We start from the raw sequence: 17,421 nt of genomic DNA, 5'->3' as shown, positions 1-17,421 counted from the left end.
CTCCGATGCACCGACCCAAGCCGCCTTGGGCGCGGCTCTCTCCCCGTCAATTGAGGCAGATAAGTGACGGGCTCGGCGCTCTTGCGCGATTGCGTGCCTTCATAACGTGGTCGACGAAAAGATCAATGCCGACAAGCGTCTTTGGCCACATCCGGGCGGGCGCCCAGTGAAATCCCTGTGATAGGATTCAGGTCCGGCGGTTCTCGAATCAACGTGTACGAATGTTCATGTTCCAGCGCCTGCGCAAGGGCTCCGGCGCCCGTCTCTGCAGCCTTGTTTTGGTCCTTGCGATACAGGCCCTCGCCGCGACCCTGTCAGCGAACGCGGCGAGGGCCGAGGAAGCGCATGCGATCGCCATGCACGGCAAGCCGGCATTGCCGGCCGATTTCACCCACATGCCCTACGCCAATCCCGATGCCCCCAAGGGCGGCCGTCTGACCTGGGGCATTCTCGGCACCTTCGACAGCCTCAATCCGTTCATCGTGAAGGGATTGGCGGTCCAGCCGATCCGCAGCTACGTGGTCGAGAGTCTTCTGACGCGCGGCCAGGACGAGCCGTTCACGCTCTACGGCCTGCTCGCCAAATCCGTCGAGACCAATGACGAGCGGAGCTACGTCACCTTCCACATCGATCCCCGCGCCCGCTTCTCGGACGGCAAGCAGGTAATGGCAGAGGACGTGCTGTTCTCCTGGCGGCTCCTGCGCGACCACGGCCGCCCCAATCTCAGGCAATATTACGCCAAGGTCGCCAGGGCCGAGGCGAGCGATCCCCTCACTGTCCGTTTCGACCTCACCGGCGCCGATGACCGCGAATTGCCTCTGATCCTCGGCCTGATGCCGATCCTGCCGAAGCACACGGTTGACGTCGCGACCTTCGAGGAGACGACGCTGTCAGGCCCGATCGCCTCGGGCCCGTACCGCGTCACGGCGGTGAAGCCCGGCGCCAGCGTGACACTGACGCGCAATCCCGATTATTGGGGCCGCGATCTACCGGTCAATCGCGGCCTCTTCAATTTCGACGAGGTCCGGCTCGACTATTATCGCGAAGCCAACGGCCAGTTCGAAGCGTTCAAGCGCGGCCTCTATGATTTCCGCGTCGAGAACGAGCCGCTGCGCTGGCACGACGGTTACGATTTCCCGGCCGCCAAGAACGGCGACGTAATCCGCGACATCATCAAGCCAGGCGTACCGCAGCCCTCCGAATTCCTGGTGTTCAACACGAGACGTCCCGTATTCGCCGACATCCGCGTGCGCCAGGCGCTGACGTTGTTGTTCGATTTCGAGCTGGTCAACCGCAGCTATTTCTTCTCGCTCTACTCACGCGTCGCCGGCTATTTCGCGGGCTCCGACCTCTCGGCCTATGCACGCCCTGCGGATGCGCGCGAGCGTGAGCTGCTCAAACCCTTTACCGCGCAGATCCCTGCGGACATCATGGATGGCAGCTACCGCCTTCCTGTCACCGACGGCTCGGGGCGCGACCGCACCACGTTGCGCGCAGCGCTGAAACTGCTGTCCGACGCCGGTTACGATCTCGACGGCACGGTGCTGCGCAACCGCGCGACCAAGGCGCCGTTCATCTTCGAGATGCTGGTGATGACCCGTGACCAGGAGCGCATCGCGCTCGCGTTCCAGCGTGACCTCAAGCGCGCCGGCATCGAGGCAAGCGTGCGCGCCGTCGATCCCGTGCAGTTCGATCAGCGCCGGCTGGCCTACGAGTTCGATATGATCGAGAACCGCTGGGACCAGTCGCTGTCGCCCGGTAACGAGCAATATTTCTACTGGGGCAGCGCAGCCGCGGACAGTCCGGGCACCCGCAACTACATGGGCGCCAAGGACCCCGCGGTCGATGCCATGATCAAGGCGCTGCTGGAGGCCCGCGATCATACGGACTTTGTCTCGGCGGTACGGGCGCTCGACCGTGCCCTGATCGCCGGCTTCTACACAATCCCCCTGTTTAACGTATCCGAGCAATGGATCGCGCACTGGAATCGGATAGAACGACCATCGACCACCGCGCTTTCGGGCTATCTGCCGGAGACCTGGTGGGCGAAGCGTGAGCCTCAAGCCAGTCCAGCGAAGTGACGCCGTGAACCAGCCAGCCGTATCGCCGACGCTCGACACGCTGTTCCAGCGGACCCTGATGCGGCAACCGCACGCGCCCGCCCTACTCGATCCCCTCAACAAATTCCGCATCACCGGACATCAGCCACGACGGCTGACCTATGCCGAAGCCGACACCGCCATCGAGGCGCTGTCGGCGCATTTCGTCGAATCGGGCCTGCCCGCCAATTCGGTGATCGCGATCCAGCTGCCCGCGACGGTCGAATTCGTGCTGACGGTGCTCGCCGCCCATCGCGCCGGTCTCGTGGTTGCCGTGTTGCCGCTGCTCTGGCGGCAGGCGGAACTTGCGGCCGCGCTCAACCGCACCGCGGCGCGCGCCATCGTCACCATGAGCAAGCTCGACGGCGTCAGCTATGCCGACCTTGCGATGCATGCAGCCGCCGAAGCCTTTTCGATCCGCCACGTCTTCGGCTTCGGGGCTGAACTGCCCGAAGGCATGGCCTCGCTCGACGACGTGCTGGCGCGGCCACCCGGCACCACGCGCGCCGTGATTCAGGACGGCCGCAAGGCGGCGATGATCTCCTTCGACGTCACGGCGGAGGGCTTTCGCCCGGTGCCGCGGCCGCATTTCAGCCTGATCGCGGGAGGGCTCGCGATGTCGCTGGAAGCCGACATCCAGCAGGGCGCAACCGTGATGTCGGCCTTCACGCCGATGTCGTTCGCGGGCCTCGCGTCCTCGCTCGCGGTTTGGCTGCTCTGCGGCGGCGCGCTGGCGCTGCATCATCCGTTCGACAGCGAGGTGCTGGAGCAGCAGATCAACGAGCACGAATGCGACGTGCTGATCGCGCCGGCGCAGCTCGCGCTGCGGCTTGGCGATTCCGGGCTCGCCGCGCGGATGCCGACCTTGCGCAACGTCCTCGGGCTCTGGCGCGCGCCGGAGCAGGTGGCGGCGAGCGAAGCCTGGATCGCACCGCATGCGCCGCTCACGGATGTCTATCTGTTCGGCGAGGCCGGCCTGTTCGGCGCAAGGCGTGGCGAGGACGGCATGCCTGTCACCGTCATGCCCGGCCCGCACGGCGCTCCGCGCGAGCAGTCGGGGTCCTCGATCGCAGGCGAGATCCTGCTGACGCCGAAGGGCACGCTCGGCCTTCGCGGCCCCATGATACCGATCGCGGCCTATGCGCCGCCGCAGCCGGTCGGCGAGACGCTGACCGCACAACCGCCGCGCGATTATGTCGACACCGGCTATGCCGCGCGGATCGACCGCGCCAGCGGCGCGATCTGCATTACCGCGCCGCCATCAGGCATTATGGCCGTCGGCGGCTACCGCTTCCTCTCCAACGACCTCCAGGAATGGGCCCGCCGCCTCGGCCAGGGCGCGCTGCTCACCGCCCTGCCCGACCGCCTCTCCGGTCATCGCCTGGCGGGCCGGGCCCAGGACAATGCCCGCGCCCGCGAGGCGCTCAGCGAACTCGGGCTTAACCCCCTGATGGTCGAGGCTTTTCGCGACCGTTCCGGGTCGGTCTAGGCGCAGTTTCGCCTCATACATTGACGCTGCATTAAGGCGGCCGGACTAGATTGCGCGGCATCGATTGCGTGATCAGAGTCTTTTTGATGTCCCAGACAGGCCCCATTCTGTTTGTGTCCGATGCCGAGCGCCCCGCCTTCATTGCGGCGCTGGACGATGCACGTCTTTTTCCGGTCGTCGATAGCGATTGGGCCAGCGCCGCGCGTGCCGTCGAGCAGGTGCAGCCGGCCGCCGTCCTCGCCGCGATGTACGGCGGGCACGAACCCCATATGCCGCTGCTGGCGAAGACAATCGCCGGTCAGCCGCTTTATCTTCCGCTGGTCGCGCTCGATGCACAGGGGTCGCTGCCTCACAACGCGCTGCCATTCTCCACGCGCGGCAACACCGCCGAACGCCTGATCGCACGCCTGCGCGCGGCGATCCGCGTGCGCACGCTGCACGCCACGGTGCTGCGCCGCCTGCCGGAGACGAAAGTCGCGCTGCCGGAAACCGACCCGGTGCGCGATGGCATCGTGCTCCTGATCGGCCGTGGCGCCGCCTACCCTGCGCTCTCGGTCGCGCTTGGCGAACGCACCGGCGTCGTCGGCGCGCTCTCGATCGAAGCCGCGGCAAAGCACCTCAACACCCGTGACATCGACGGCGTCGTGCTGTCCGACGGTTTCACCCCGCGCGTCATTGATGCCTTCCTCACGGTGCTCGCGGAGGACACGCGCTTCCGCAATCTGCCCGTGGTGGTTACGGCGCACCAGCTGACCCGGAGCTACGATCTGCCCAATCTCGAGCTGATCGCGGGCGAGCCCGCCAAGGTCGCCGCCAATGCGTTGCCGCTCATTCGCCAGCACGCGATGGAGGTACAACTCGGCCGCACGCTGCGCTCGATCGACGCCGGCGGCTGGCTCGATCCGCGCAGCGGTCTCTTGACGGTGGAAGCCTTCGCCCGCGACTTTTCAAAGGCCGTGGAGGAGACTCTCGCCCGCGGCGGCGGCCTGTCGGTGGCGCGTTTCGCCTTCGATCCCGGCAATCCCCGCGCGCAACTCGATGCCGCGCGCATCCTCAGCCGCCTGATGCGGCAGATGGACTTTGGCGCGGCGCAGAAGGACGGCTCGGTGATCGTGGTGTTCGCCGAGACCGATTTCCGCACGGCACACATGATCGCCCGCCGCCTCTCGGCGGTCATGAAGCACACCTCGAACGGCAAGCACGAGATGCGCAGTGATCCCGTGGTCTCGGTGGATTCGCTGTCGCCGTCCGATACGGCACGGTCGTTGTTGGCCCGGCTGTCGGCGGATGCGTCACGGGCAGCGTCGTAATTCGACGAAGGCGGCCCGCTCACGAGCCCCCGGTCTCAGGTGATATTCGCCTCAAGCGCCTTCAGTTCGTCGGCTGCGCAAATGATCGCGTCACGGATCTTCAGAAAATAGTCGGCGTCGATACGAGATGTCAGCCAATCCATCTCGCCCCTGTAGCCATGCTCTCCCTCTTTCCGGATGACGCCTTCGCCGACCAGGGCGTCGAGGCAGCGACGGACGTTCGACCGCGGCAGGCCTAGTCGCTTGGACAGCTCCGACGCGTTCAGCGGTGGCGCGCCGAGATCGTCGGCGACACGAATGGCCAGGCAGACCAGAAGCTCTTCAAACACCGCACCGATGTGCTTGCGAGGATAGCCGCTGCGCATCGCGACGAATCCCGCAACGGTCAGGCGGCCGATGATCGCTGATTGCTTGTGCCGCTTGGCCAATGCCGCATCTGAATCTGCTATCGTTTCACTGGCCATTTTCGCCACCTCAATTTTTGCTTGCGAAGGCGTGTTTACGCGGAGCATGCTGTGGTTGCAAAGCATAGCCATGTTGGCGTGCGAGACACATGACGATGCATCGAAATCTGAGACAAGCCTTCGAGAACGAGCGACTTTTTACAATTGGCGTGGTCAGCCTCGGCTTGGTGCCGGTCGCAATATTGGTCATCGTTCTTCTCGAGAGGTGATCAACGGATCGCATCGCGCGCAGCGTCCGAGCCATCCGCTCGCCAAGCCACCAAAGACAATATCCGCCCCTTCGCCGAAGCGGGAGCGCGCGCCGGAGCTGCCAGGAGAAACCCGACAGAGTGAAGCGCGGCGCAGCGATATCGTGCTGCGCCGCCTTCTGGGAAGACCACGGGGCTACGCCGCCTTCTTGCTCTTCGCGAGCTGCGCCAATTGCCGCATGATCTCGGTGGTGCCGGCGAGGCGCTCTTCCGGCGTCTCCCAGTCCTGCAGGAACACCACCTTCATGTCGGGCCGCACCTTGGCGGCCTGGCCGTGGCTCTTGATGAACGACACCAGGCGATCGGGATAGGCGAAGGAATTGTCGCGGAAGGTGATAACGGCGCCCTTCGGGCCGGCATCGATCTTCTCGACATTGGCCTGGCGGCAAAACGCCTTGATCGCGGCGACCTTGAAGAGATAGCGGACTTCGTCCGGCAGCACGCCGAAACGATCGCGCATCTCGGCGCCAAAATTCTCGATTTCGTCCTCGCTGTCGAGATCGGCGAGACGCCGATACAGCGACAGCCGCACCGAGAGATCGCCGACATAATCCTCCGGAATGAGCACTGGCATGCCGATGGTGATCGTCGGCGACCAGCGGTCGGCGGCGGGCTCCGAAACACCGGCCTTGAGGTTGACGATCGCCTCCTCGAGCATCGATTGATAGAGTTCGAATCCAACCTCCTTGATGTGACCGGATTGCTCCTCGCCAAGCAGATTGCCGGCGCCGCGGATATCGAGGTCGTGCGAGGCGAGCTGGAAGCCGGCGCCCAGCGTCTCCAGCGATTGCAGCACGGTGAGCCGGCGCTCGGCCTGCGCCGTGATCTTCTGCTGCGCCGGGAGCGTGAACAGCGCATATGCCCGCAGCTTGGAACGGCCGACACGGCCGCGGAGCTGGTAAAGCTGTGCAAGGCCGAACATGTCGGCACGGTGCACGATCAGCGTGTTGGCGTTGGGGATATCCAGTCCGGATTCCACGATCGTGGTCGACAGCAGGATGTCGAACTTGCCGTCGTAGAACGCGGTCATGATATCCTCGATCACGGCGGGCGGCATCTGCCCGTGCGCGACCGCGACTTTCATCTCCGGCACGTTCTTGTCGAGGAAGTCCTTGACCTCGGCGAGATCGTCGATTCGCGGCACCACGTAGAACGCCTGACCACCGCGATAGCGCTCGCGCAGCAGCGCCTCACGGATCATCAGCGGATCATGCGGGGCGACGAAGGTGCGGACGGCGAGACGGTCGACCGGGGGCGAGGCGATGATCGAGAGTTCGCGTACGCCCGTGAGCGCCAATTGCAGCGTGCGCGGGATCGGCGTTGCCGACAGCGTCAGCACGTGCACCTCGGAACGCAACGCCTTCAGCCGCTCCTTGTGCGTGACGCCGAAATGCTGCTCTTCGTCGACGATGACGAGGCCGAGGTCGCGGAATTTGATCGCCTTGCCGAGCAGCGCGTGGGTGCCGACGACGATGTCGACGGAACCGTCGGCAATGCCCTTCTTGACCTGGTTCAGCTCCTTGGTCGCGATCAGGCGCGAGGCCTGCGCCACGTTGACAGGAAAGCCCTTGAATCGCTCGGTGAACGTTTTGGCGTGCTGGCGCGCCAGAAGCGTGGTCGGCACCACGACCGCAACCTGCTTGCCTTCGAGCGCAACGGCGAACGCTGCCCGGAGCGCAACCTCGGTCTTGCCGAATCCGACGTCGCCGCAGATCAGCCGATCCATGGGACGGCCGAGCTCGAGGTCCTTCAGGGTGGACTCGATGGCGCCCAGCTGGTCCTCGGTCTCGTCATAGGGGAACCGCGCGCAGAACTCGTCGTACAGGCCCTGCTGCACCGGCAGCTTGGGCGCTTCGTGCAAATGGCGCGCGGCGGCGATCTTGATCAGCTCGCCCGCGATCTCGCGGATGCGGTTCTTGAGTTTTGCTTTTCGCGTCTGCCAGCCGGAACCGCCCAGACGATCGAGCTCGACCGTGGTCTGGTCGGAGCCGTAGCGCGACAGCAGCTCGATGTTCTCGACCGGCAGAAACAGTTTTGTTTCGGCGGCATAATGCAGCTCGAGACAATCATGCGGCGCGCCGGCGACGTCGAGCGTTTGCAAGCCAATGAAGCGGCCGATGCCGTGATCGACGTGAACGACGATGTCGCCGGCGGTGAGGCTCGTCACCTCCGAGATGAAATTGTCGAGCTTGCGGCTGGCCTTGCGCGGCCGCACCAGGCGGTCGCCGAGAATGTCCTGCTCGCTGATGACAGCGATCTCGTCGGTCTCGAAGCCGCTCTCGAGCCCAAGCACCGCGAGCATGGTTTCGTTGCGCGGGGTCGCCTGCACCGTGCGCCAGCTGTTGACGCTGGTGGTGTGAGCCAGCTTGTGGTCGCGCAGCATCGAGGTCATGCGGTCGCGCGAGCCTTCGCTCCAGAGCGCGATCACCACCTTCTTGCGTTGGGCCTGCAACGCCATGACGTGGCTGACGACGGACTCAAACACGTTGACCGTGCTGTCGTTACGTTCAGGCGCAAAATCGCGGCCCTTGCGAGCGCCGGCATCGACCACGCTGGTGCCGTCGCTCGGCACCGAGAACGCCGTCAGCCGGATCAGGGGCATGTCGCGTTCGCGTCTGGTCCACTCTTCGTCGGTCAGATAGAGCCGATCGGGCGGCAGCGGCTTGTAGATGGCACCGCCGCCCGGATGCTCCATCGCGTCGCGGCGGGCTTCGTAATAGTCCTGGATCTGCTTGAAGCGCTCGCGGACGGCGTCCTCGGCCTGCGGCTCGATCGCAACGGCCGCACCCTGCAGATAGTCGAACAGCGTGTCCATCCGGTCCTGGAACAGCGGCAGCCAGTGCTCCATGCCGGGGTGGCGACGGCCCTCGCTGACCGCCTCGTAGAGCGCATCATCGCGCTCGGGTGCGCCGAACTCGGCGACATAGCCCATACGGAAGCGCCTGATCGTGTCGGTGACGAGCTGGAATTCGGAAATCGGCACCAGATCCAGCGAGCGCATGTCGAGCAGCGTGCGCTGGGTCTCGGCATCGAAGGAGCGGATCGATTCCAGGCTGTCGCCGAAGAAGTCGAAACGGACGGGCTGCTCGAGGCCGGCCGGAAACAGGTCGAGGATGCCGCCGCGCACCGCGTATTCGCCGGGCTCGCGTACGGTGGAGGAACGGTTGTAGCCGTTGTGCTCCAGCCAGGCGACGACGGTGTCCATCGGCACGACATTGCCGGGCGCGACCGACAGCGCCTGCGCTGCGACCAGCTCGCGCGCGGGCACGCGCTGCACGGCGGCGTTCACGGTGGTCAGTACGATCAGCGGCTTGTCGCTGCCGGTGAGCGCGGCCAGTCGCGCCAGCGTGGTCAGGCGTTGCGCCAAAATGCCGCCATGCGGCGAGACGCGGTCGTAGGGCTGGCAGTCCCAAGCCGGAAAGGTCAGCACCGGCAGATCAGGTGCAAAGAATTGCAGGGCGCGTTCGAGCTGCTGCATCCGCGCGCCGTCGCGGCAGACCACCGCAAGACTGACGGCCGGCTTCTTCGGCCGGGCCGCAATGGCGCGCGCGAGATCGGAGACGACGAGGCCTTCGGCGCCCTCCGCGACATTGGCAAGCGTCAGCGCGCGGCCGGGCGTCAGCAGCTCGGCCGGAGATTTCATGCCCTGCTTCATACGCTGTCGTCCGCGATCGGATAGGCCTTGATCCGGGTAAACAGCGCACCGGTGACGTCGGCTGGCAGCAGCTTGTCACCCGTGATGGCCGCGTAGAGATCGGGATCATTGACATCGAGCAGGGTCTCGAGCTCGGTCAGCTCCGCATCCGACAGGTTACCGATCTCGGCGTCGGCAAAGCGGCCGAGGATCAAATCCATCTCGCGCGTGCCGCGGTGCCAGCAGCGGAACAGAAGCCGCTTGCGGCGGTCGTCCAGCCCGTTGCTCGATCGTGTCGTTCCCGTCATGTCTCAAATCCAGTCAAACGCCGAAAGCCCGGACGTGCCGGGCCGGGGTGATATAGCCACTCGGACCCTGCGTGTCAGCCCTCGATTTGGCATGGCCGCACCCGTGCGGGGCGTTTCGAAAAAAGACGTGGATGCCCGGCATAAAGCCGGGCATGACGGGCCGAAACGATCCTAGATTCGCTCCCATGCGCCCTAGCCTGCTCAATCCGCTGTTTGCTCCCGTGACCAGCCTGCCCGGCGTCGGTCCGAAGCAGGACAAGCTGCTGCAATATCTGCTCAGCCGGAGCGAGACGCCGCGGCTGGTGGACCTCCTGCTGCATCTGCCGAGCCAGGTCATCGACCGCCGGGCGCGCCCGAAAATCCGCGACGCGGTCCAGGGAACCATGGTGACGCTGGAGGTCGTCGTCGACCGCCACCGCCCGCCTCCACCGCGCAATTCACGCGCACCGTATCTGGTCTATGCCAGCGACGAGACCGGCGACGTCGTGCTGACGTTCTTCCGCGCCAAGCCCGGCTATGTCGAGAAGCTGCTGCCAACAGGCGAGAAGCGCTTCGTCTCCGGCACACTGCAAATGTATGACGGCATCCCGCAGATCGTGCATCCCGACCGCGTCCTCGACGAGGAGGCGATCTCAAAGCTCTCAGGGATTGATCCCGTCTATCCCCTCACCGAGGGTCTCGCACTCGGCTCGCTCCGCCGCGCGGTCGCGCAGGCGTTGCAGAAGCTGCCGGCCTTGCCGGAATGGATCAGTCCGGAGGTGCTGCGCCGCTGCGATTTCCCGCCTGTCACGGAAGCGTTCCAGCGCGTGCATCAGCCGGTCGAGCTCACGGATATCCTGCCCGACCAACGCTACTGGTCCCGCCTCGCCTTCGACGAGCTGCTCGCCGGACAGCTCGCGCTCGCTTTGATCCGCGCCCAGCTGCGCCGTCCCGCCGGCGTGCGCAATGCCGGTGACGGTCATCTGCGCAACGAGATCATCGATGCGCTGCCTTATGCGTTGACGCCCTCCCAGCGCAACGCCACGGCGGCCATCGCCGACGACCTGAAGCAGCCGGTGCGCATGCTCCGCCTGCTTCAGGGCGACGTCGGCTCCGGCAAGACCGTGGTGGCGCTGCTCGCGGCTGCGGCGGTGGCCGAGGTCGGCAAGCAAGCCGCGCTGATGGCCCCCACCGAAATCCTGGCGCGCCAGCACATCAAGACCATTGCTCCGCTCGCCGAGCGCGCCGGCCTGCGGGTCGCGATCCTCACAGGCCGGGAAAAGGGCAAGGAGCGGCGCGAGCTGTTGGCGCAGCTCGAAGCCGGCGAGATCGATCTGCTCGTCGGCACCCATGCGCTGATCCAGGACGATGTGATCTTCCACGACCTCGCGCTTGCCATCGTCGACGAGCAGCACCGCTTTGGCGTGCGCGAGCGACTGGCGCTGACCTCGAAGGGCGACGCGGTCGACGTGCTGGTGCTGAGCGCCACACCGATCCCGCGCACGCTGGTGCTGACCTATTTCGGCGACATGGACATCTCCGAGCTCCGAGAAAAGCCGGCAGGCCGCCAGCCGATCGACACCCGTGCCGTCGCGATGAGCCGGCTCGGTGAGGTCATGGACGGGGTCGGCCGTGCACTCGCATCAGGCAAGCTGGTGTACTGGATCTGCCCGCTGGTCGAGGAATCCGAGGCCGAAGGCACCGAGCATCTCACCAACGCGACGAAACGTTTCGAGAGCCTGCAAAAGCGCTTCGGCGACCGCGTCGGCCTCGTTCACGGCCAGATGAAGGGCTCCGAGAAAGATCGCGTCATGGGCCAGTTCGCGGCCCACGAGATCGGGCTTCTGGTCGCGACGACAGTGGTCGAGGTCGGCGTTGACGTGCCGGCCGCCACCATCATGGTGATCGAGAACGCCGAGCGTTTTGGCCTTGCCCAGCTGCACCAGCTCCGCGGCCGCATCGGACGCGGCACGGAGGCTTCGACCTGCATTTTGCTCTACAGCGAGCCGCTCGGCGAAATGTCGAAGGCGCGGCTGAAGGTGATCCGGGAGACCACAGACGGTTTTCGCATCGCGGAGGAAGATCTGAAGCTGCGCGGCGAAGGCGATGTGCTCGGCATCCGCCAGAGCGGCCTGCCCGGCTACCGCATCGCGCGGTCGGAGGTCCACGGTCAGCTCATCACCCAGGCTCGTGACGAGGCGCTGCGCATCCTGAAAGATGATCCGAAGCTGAAAGGCGAGCGCGGCGAAGCGCTACGCTGCCTGCTGTATCTTTATGAGCGGGACGAGGCGATTCCGCTGATCGGGGCGGGTTGAGGATCAAAAGTTTGGAACAAAAGTTCCTTCCGCTGGTTCCAACAAACCGTAGTTGCTAGCTGCCAGCCAGCCGGTACCTTGAAGGAATCAGCTTGTCGAGGCAAGCATGGCCTGGGGGATGAGCGTGCGTGTCTTGCGGCGTCGAACGGCAAGAATGATGAGGCGATCCCTTCGGACCTGGCCAGTTTCAACCTATCTGTTGCTGCTCGCGCTCATCACCGCAATTCCCGTCGCGGCCTGCGCGGCGTTTCTCGCCTATCATTTCGTGGCGGAATCCTCCCAGCTCACGAAGGCCGATTATGAAGACAGGCTTCGCCTCATGCGGAATGCGGCGGAGCTTCGGGTGGCGAACATCATCGAGGATCTGCAGGTCCTTGCTCTCTCCCCTTCGCTCTCGCGGCAGAATTTCGCGGAATTCAGAGAGCACGCCATCGAGGCGGTGAAGCTGATCGGCGGGGTGGCCATTGTCCTCTACGCGCCAGATGGCCAGCAGGTCGTCAACACGCGTCTTGAGCTCGATGCACGCCTGCCGAAGCGCGTCGCATTCGACGTCGAGCGCCGGGCGATCGAAACGGGCCAACCACAGGTGTCCGGACTTCAGCGCGCCGTGGTCGATGGTCAGCCGATCGTCACCATCGCCGTTCCGGTCCGCATCGGCGGCGACATCCGTTACGCGCTCAACATCGGACTATCGACGAAATATCTGTCCTCGTTGATGGACGAATACGTCTCCGCCGGGATGGTCGGCAGCATCGCCGATGCCAACGGAATTCTGCTGGCACGGCGTCCCTTGGTCGATGGCGACGACCTGGTAGGCCGGCAAACCATCCCGGAGGTGATGGCACATCTCGGCCAACCTTCCGCCTGGTGGGTCAAAGCCGTGTCGCGGACGGGCGTTCCGACCTACACATCCATGTTGCGATCCAATCAAAGCGGTTGGTCGATCAATCTTGCCGTTCCTCGCGAGGTCATCGATGGCCCGCTGCATCGGACAGCCGAGTGGATCGTTGCGCTGACTCTTCTAACGTTCGCGCTGGGATTGGCGCTGGCGCGATTGCTGTCTCGCCGCTTCCTGGCGGAATTCGCCGATCTCGAACGATATGTCGCCGGTTTGCGCTCGGGTGCCCTGGCGCCAAAGCTGGGCACGATCAGCGAAGTCAACCGGATGAAGAAGGTCCTGCATCAAGTCGGAAGCGAACTCGCCGGCGCCTTGAAGCAGCAGAAGGCGCTGCTGGACGAGATCAATCACCGGGTGAAGAACACGCTCGGGACCGTCCAGTCGATCGCCCGCCTGTCCCGTGCAAGCTCAAATGATCTCAACGAATACGCAGCCGCATTCGAAGGTCGGCTTCTGGCGCTTTCGCACGCCTACAATCTCCTCACTGAAAACAACTGGGTTGGCGTGAGCCTGGTGTCTGTCATCAAGCAGACGCTGGCCCCCTACGCGGGTCCGGAACGTCTCGAGATCGATGGTCCAGATATCCTGTTGCCGCCCAAGCTCGCTCTGGCAATCTCAGCCGCGCTCCAGGAGCTCAGCACGAATGCCGCGAAATATGGCGCGTTCTCCGTCCCGTCGGGGAAGCTGCAAATATCCTGGACGGTCGACGAGAAGGGCCTCGTTCGCTTGTGCTGGGCCGAGCGAGAGGGCCCGCTGGTCCGCAAGCCCACGCGTCGCGGCTTCGGAACGAAGATGATCAGCGGGATGTTTGCCGGCGAAGCCGGCTGGTCGGTGAGCCTGGATTTCAATCCCGGCGGACTTCGTTGCGTGATGCAGTTCTGGTCGACCGACCGAGCCGACCAGGATCTGACGCTGATGGAAGCGAGCTGATTGGCCTTCCGCTCACGGCGGAGAGCACGACGGCTAGGTTTTCTTCTGCGCAACAGATGCCGCAAACGCCTTCAGCAGCGCGGCATCGACCGCCTCGCCCTTCGCGTCCCCGGCCAGATGCTCGAACCATTTGGCGAAGCCCTCGTAGATCCGGCTCGCGGGATGATCCGGTCCGAGAAAGCCGGAGATCTCGCGCATCTCCGCGACCCAGCGATAGGCCTTCGGGATCATGTCGGGCAGCGCGACCTCGAGCCGCGCCAGGATGGCGGGCTGGCTCAGCGCGAGCTCGTCGCGGAGCGCGTCCGCGGCGCCTGCTTTGGTTGCTGCCACGACCATGGCCGAGCCAATCCCGGCAAGACCCTTGACGATCCCGGCATAGGACATCTTGAGCGCGGAGGCCGCACCGACCGGGCCTTCGACGACGCGGATGTCGAGCCCGAGATCCTTCAGCACGACAACGTCCCTGGCATGCTCACCGGACAAATAGAACGCCGGGCTCTTGCCGCCCGGCTGCGGCGGGAAGCCGATGATCCCGCCGTCGACGAACGGCGCCTGCGCCGAGCCGATGATCTGCTCGATGCGCTTCACCGTTTCGACGTTGACGGCGTTGCAGTCGACCACGACAGGCTTCTTCGCGCGCTTGACGATCAGCGCGGCAAGCCGCTCGGCGAGCGCCACCGCCTCCCCCGGCGGCACGATTGAGAGGATGATGTCGGCGTCCGCGATCGCATCGTCCCCGGCGTCGACCATGCCGGCATCCGCAGCCCGCTTCAACGTCGCCTCGCTTCGCCCCTCCAACGACGTCAGCACGCGCGCGCCGCTCTCGCTCAGGCGGCGGGCGACCGCGCTGCCCATGGCACCGGGCGCGAGGATCGCAATGGTCTTTGACGACTTGGACATCGAGGCACTCCGGTTCGAATTCCGCGCGCTGCGCTCAGTTCGACCGGAACAATAGCAGAGGACACGAACGCCTGCGTGACCCCCGGCCATCCCGCATGGGAATAGCCCTACTCCGCCTTCGCAGGCTCCGGCCGAAGTGTGGAGGCGTTGGCAATGCGCGCGGCGTTGGCCATGCCCGCAAGCGCGGCGGCCTTTTTCGGGTCGGGCGCCGAGCCAGGCTGCACGACACCGGCCGACATGATCAGCGTTGCCGCGTCCTCGGCGCTGAGGTCGACCTCGATGATCTTGCTCCTGGGCACGTAGAAGAAGAATCCGGTGGTCGGGTTCGGCGAGCACGGCAGAAATACCGAGACATGTTGCTCCTGCCCGGGCAGGCTGCGCGCAATGTCCTCGCTCGGCGATTGCGAGATCAGCACGATCGACCACATGCCGGGCGAGGGAAACTCGACGAGGCCGACTTTGCGAAAGCTCGAGCCCTTGCCCGAGAACAGCGTCTCGAACACCTGCTTCAGACCGCGATAGATCGCGCGCACGGCCGGGATCCGGCCAAGGAAGGTCTCGCCGACATCCACCAGGGTACGGCCGATCAGGTTCGCGGCGAGGAAGCCGACCAAGGTCAGCGTGAAGAATGCGACAATCAGTCCCCAGCCGGGAACGCCGTAAGGAAGATAGGTTTCGGGACGATAGGCCAGCGGCACGAATGGCCGCACCACGCCATCGACCCAGGTGACGAACCACCAGACCAAGTACAGGGTGATCGCGATCGGACCGGTGACGATCAGTCCGGTCAGGAAATAATTCCGGAAGCGGCCCATCAGGCCGGTATGCGGCTCCGGGGCGGGATCAAGCGGCGCAGGCGCGTCGTCGCGGGGGGTCATTCGGGTTCCAGGTCGGTCGCTACATTCAAGCTAGGGACTTCTAGCAGGTTTTGGAAGAGCGCGACCTGATCCCTTCTGCCTATTCCACCGTCACTGACTTCGCGAGGTTGCGTGGCTGATCGACGTCGGTGCCCATCACGACAGCCGTATGGTAGGCAAGCAGCTGCACGGGCACGGCATAGACCATCGGCGTGAAAGCCGCAGCCATATCAGGCATGACGATGGTGACGAGCGAATCCACCGTCGCCTCCGCCGCGCCCTTGGCGTCAGTCATCAGGATGATGTTGCCGCCGCGGGCGGCGACCTCCTGCATGTTGGAGACGGTCTTCTCGAACACCCTGTCGTGGGGCGCGATCACGACAACAGGCATGGTCTCGTCGATCAGCGCGATCGGGCCGTGCTTGAGCTCGCCTGCGGCGTAGCCTTCGGCGTGGATGTAGGAGATTTCCTTCAGCTTCAGCGCGCCTTCGAGCGCCAGCGGGAAGCTGGTGCCGCGGCCGAGATAGAGCACGTCGCGGGATTTGGCGATCCGGTGCGCCAGCTTCTCGATCTGAAGCTCGGTGGTGAGCGCGTCCGAGATCAAGCGCGGGACCTCGACGAGGCCGTGAACGAGCCTTGTCTCGTCCTCATCGGACAATTCGCCTCTCGCCTTGCCCGCCGCAATCGCGAGGTTCGCCAGCACCATGAGCTGGCAGGTGAAGGCTTTGGTCGAGGCGACGCCGATCTCGGGGCCGGCTAGCGTTTGCAGCACGGTCTCGCTCTCGCGCGCGATGGTCGAGGTCGGGACGTTGACGACGGCAATGGTGTGCGCGCCCTCGGCCTTGGCGTAGCGCAGCGCGGCCAGCGTGTCGGCGGTCTCGCCTGATTGTGAGATGAAGATCGCGAGATCGCCCTTGCGCAGCGGCGCTTCGCGGTAGCGGAATTCGGAGGCGACATCGACTTCGACCGGCAGGCGTGCAAAGCGCTCGAACCAGTATTTTGCGACGATGCCGGCGTAACTCGCGGTGCCGCAGGCCGTGATGTTGATGCGCTGGATGTCCTTGAAGTCGAACGGCAGCCCGACCGGCAGCGAGACGCGCTCGCTCGCCATGTCGACATAACGGGCCAGCGTGTGGCCGACCACTTCCGGCTGCTCGTGGATCTCCTTCGCCATGAAGTGGCGGTAGTTGGCCTTGTCGACCAGCGAGGTCGAGGCAGCGTGCCTGATCTTGTCGCGCGCGACGGCCTGACCGTCCTTGTCGAAGATATCGGCACTTTTGTGCGTCAGCACGACCCAGTCACCGTCCTCGAGGTAGCTGATCGTATCCGTGAACGGGCCGAGCGCGATCGCGTCCGACCCCAGATACATCTCGCCGTCGCCATACCCGATCGCAAGCGGCGGGCCGTTGCGGGCGCCGATCATGAGATCGTCGTCGCCGGCGAAGATGAAGCCGAGCGCAAAGGCGCCGCGCAGGCGGGCCAGCGTCAGCTTCACCGCCTCGACCGGCTTGTTGCCGCGGGTCAAGAGATCGTCGACGAGGTGCAGCACGATCTCGGTGTCGGTCTCGGTGTGGAACACCGTGCCCTTCTTCTCGAGCTCCTCGCGCAGCTCGCGGAAATTCTCGATGATGCCGTTATGCACGACCGCGACGCGATCGGTCGCATGCGGATGGGCGTTGTTGACGGTCGGTTTGCCGTGCGTGGCCCAGCGGGTGTGACCGATCCCGGTGGTGCCCTTCAACGGCTCGGCTTCCAGCCGCTTCTCCAGATTCTTCAGCTTGCCTTCGGCGCGCCGGCGCTCGAGATGCTTGCCTTCGAGCGTGGCGATGCCAGCGGAATCGTAGCCGCGATATTCGAGACGTTTGAGCGAATCCACCAGTTGCTCTGCAACCGGTTCGCGCCCGAGAATGCCGACAATCCCGCACATGCGGATCAATATCCCCCAAATCGTCGAAAAAATCGCCTAAACGACGCGCCGGGTTTTTAGCGA

The 17,421-nt window shown here is 65.0% G+C and carries 11 protein-coding genes; 5 read left to right on the top strand and 6 right to left on the bottom strand.

The features are described from left to right. Positions 1-221 precede the first annotated feature (221 nt). From ACVWZ4_RS29345 to ACVWZ4_RS29335, 3 genes are all read left to right on the top strand, one after another. The gene (locus ACVWZ4_RS29345) at positions 222-2,081 is read left to right on the top strand and encodes an extracellular solute-binding protein (RefSeq protein ID WP_456741691.1); all 1,860 of its coding nucleotides are present in this window, start codon (positions 222-224) and stop codon (positions 2,079-2,081) included. A gap of 4 nt (positions 2,082-2,085) precedes the next feature. Then, a complete protein-coding gene (locus ACVWZ4_RS29340; RefSeq protein ID WP_456703626.1) occupies positions 2,086-3,588 on the top strand; it encodes an AMP-binding protein in 1,503 nt (500 codons plus the stop codon). A gap of 86 nt (positions 3,589-3,674) precedes the next feature. Further along, the gene (locus ACVWZ4_RS29335) at positions 3,675-4,898 is read left to right on the top strand and encodes a GGDEF domain-containing protein (protein ID WP_456735171.1); all 1,224 of its coding nucleotides are present in this window, start codon (positions 3,675-3,677) and stop codon (positions 4,896-4,898) included. A 35-nt stretch (positions 4,899-4,933) separates the two neighbouring features. Here the strand turns inward: ACVWZ4_RS29335 and ACVWZ4_RS29330 are convergent, their stop codons facing one another. From ACVWZ4_RS29330 to ACVWZ4_RS29320, 3 genes are all read right to left on the bottom strand, one after another. Then, entirely contained in the window at positions 4,934-5,362 is a 429-nt protein-coding gene (locus tag ACVWZ4_RS29330; RefSeq protein WP_456703628.1) for a helix-turn-helix domain-containing protein, read from the bottom strand. A 384-nt stretch (positions 5,363-5,746) separates the two neighbouring features. Beyond that, positions 5,747-9,265: a transcription-repair coupling factor gene (mfd, locus tag ACVWZ4_RS29325; RefSeq protein ID WP_456741690.1), complete on the bottom strand. Its 3,519-nt coding sequence runs from the start codon at positions 9,263-9,265 to the stop codon at positions 5,747-5,749. Then, positions 9,262-9,552, bottom strand: a complete 291-nt coding sequence (locus tag ACVWZ4_RS29320) for an FAD assembly factor SdhE (RefSeq protein ID WP_456703630.1) — start codon at positions 9,550-9,552, stop codon at positions 9,262-9,264. The genes mfd and ACVWZ4_RS29320 overlap by 4 nt, the downstream gene beginning before the upstream one ends. A gap of 185 nt (positions 9,553-9,737) precedes the next feature. On the opposite strand from ACVWZ4_RS29320, the gene recG reads away from it, so the two are divergent. Both recG and ACVWZ4_RS29310 read left to right on the top strand, forming a co-directional pair. After that, positions 9,738-11,846 (top strand): ATP-dependent DNA helicase RecG, encoded by a 2,109-nt coding sequence (gene recG, locus ACVWZ4_RS29315; RefSeq protein WP_456703631.1) that lies wholly within the window; start codon positions 9,738-9,740, stop codon positions 11,844-11,846. Between the two features lie 154 nt (positions 11,847-12,000). Next, on the top strand, positions 12,001-13,674 hold the full coding sequence (locus ACVWZ4_RS29310) for a sensor histidine kinase (RefSeq protein WP_456741689.1): 1,674 nt from the start codon (positions 12,001-12,003) through the stop codon (positions 13,672-13,674). Between the two features lie 33 nt (positions 13,675-13,707). On the opposite strand, the gene ACVWZ4_RS29305 is transcribed toward ACVWZ4_RS29310, so the two are convergent. From ACVWZ4_RS29305 to glmS, 3 genes are all read right to left on the bottom strand, one after another. Beyond that, complete coding sequence (locus tag ACVWZ4_RS29305) at positions 13,708-14,574, bottom strand: DUF1932 domain-containing protein (RefSeq protein ID WP_456735173.1); 867 nt, start codon at positions 14,572-14,574, stop codon at positions 13,708-13,710. Between the two features lie 107 nt (positions 14,575-14,681). Next, a complete protein-coding gene (locus ACVWZ4_RS29300; protein ID WP_456703634.1) occupies positions 14,682-15,452 on the bottom strand; it encodes a DUF502 domain-containing protein in 771 nt (256 codons plus the stop codon). 79 nt (positions 15,453-15,531) lie between these two features. After that, positions 15,532-17,358 (bottom strand): glutamine--fructose-6-phosphate transaminase (isomerizing), encoded by a 1,827-nt coding sequence (gene glmS / locus ACVWZ4_RS29295; RefSeq protein ID WP_456703635.1) that lies wholly within the window; start codon positions 17,356-17,358, stop codon positions 15,532-15,534. Positions 17,359-17,421 lie beyond the last annotated feature (63 nt).

The sequence above is a fragment of the Bradyrhizobium sp. USDA 4472 genome, assembly GCF_054058595.1.
This window is presented reverse-complemented; position numbering and strand designations above follow the sequence as displayed.

Coding starts and splice junctions, on each gene's coding strand:
- glmS (WP_456703635.1), bottom strand. CDS start 17,358: ATGTGCGGGATTGTCGGCATTCTCGGGCGCGAACCGGTTGCAGAGCAA.
- ACVWZ4_RS29320 (WP_456703630.1), bottom strand. CDS start 9,552: ATGACGGGAACGACACGATCGAGCAACGGGCTGGACGACCGCCGCAAG.
- ACVWZ4_RS29335 (WP_456735171.1), top strand. CDS start 3,675: ATGTCCCAGACAGGCCCCATTCTGTTTGTGTCCGATGCCGAGCGCCCC.
- ACVWZ4_RS29310 (WP_456741689.1), top strand. CDS start 12,001: ATGATGAGGCGATCCCTTCGGACCTGGCCAGTTTCAACCTATCTGTTG.
- ACVWZ4_RS29300 (WP_456703634.1), bottom strand. CDS start 15,452: ATGACCCCCCGCGACGACGCGCCTGCGCCGCTTGATCCCGCCCCGGAG.
- recG (WP_456703631.1), top strand. CDS start 9,738: ATGCGCCCTAGCCTGCTCAATCCGCTGTTTGCTCCCGTGACCAGCCTG.
- mfd (WP_456741690.1), bottom strand. CDS start 9,265: ATGAAGCAGGGCATGAAATCTCCGGCCGAGCTGCTGACGCCCGGCCGC.
- ACVWZ4_RS29305 (WP_456735173.1), bottom strand. CDS start 14,574: ATGTCCAAGTCGTCAAAGACCATTGCGATCCTCGCGCCCGGTGCCATG.
- ACVWZ4_RS29345 (WP_456741691.1), top strand. CDS start 222: ATGTTCATGTTCCAGCGCCTGCGCAAGGGCTCCGGCGCCCGTCTCTGC.
- ACVWZ4_RS29330 (WP_456703628.1), bottom strand. CDS start 5,362: ATGGCCAGTGAAACGATAGCAGATTCAGATGCGGCATTGGCCAAGCGG.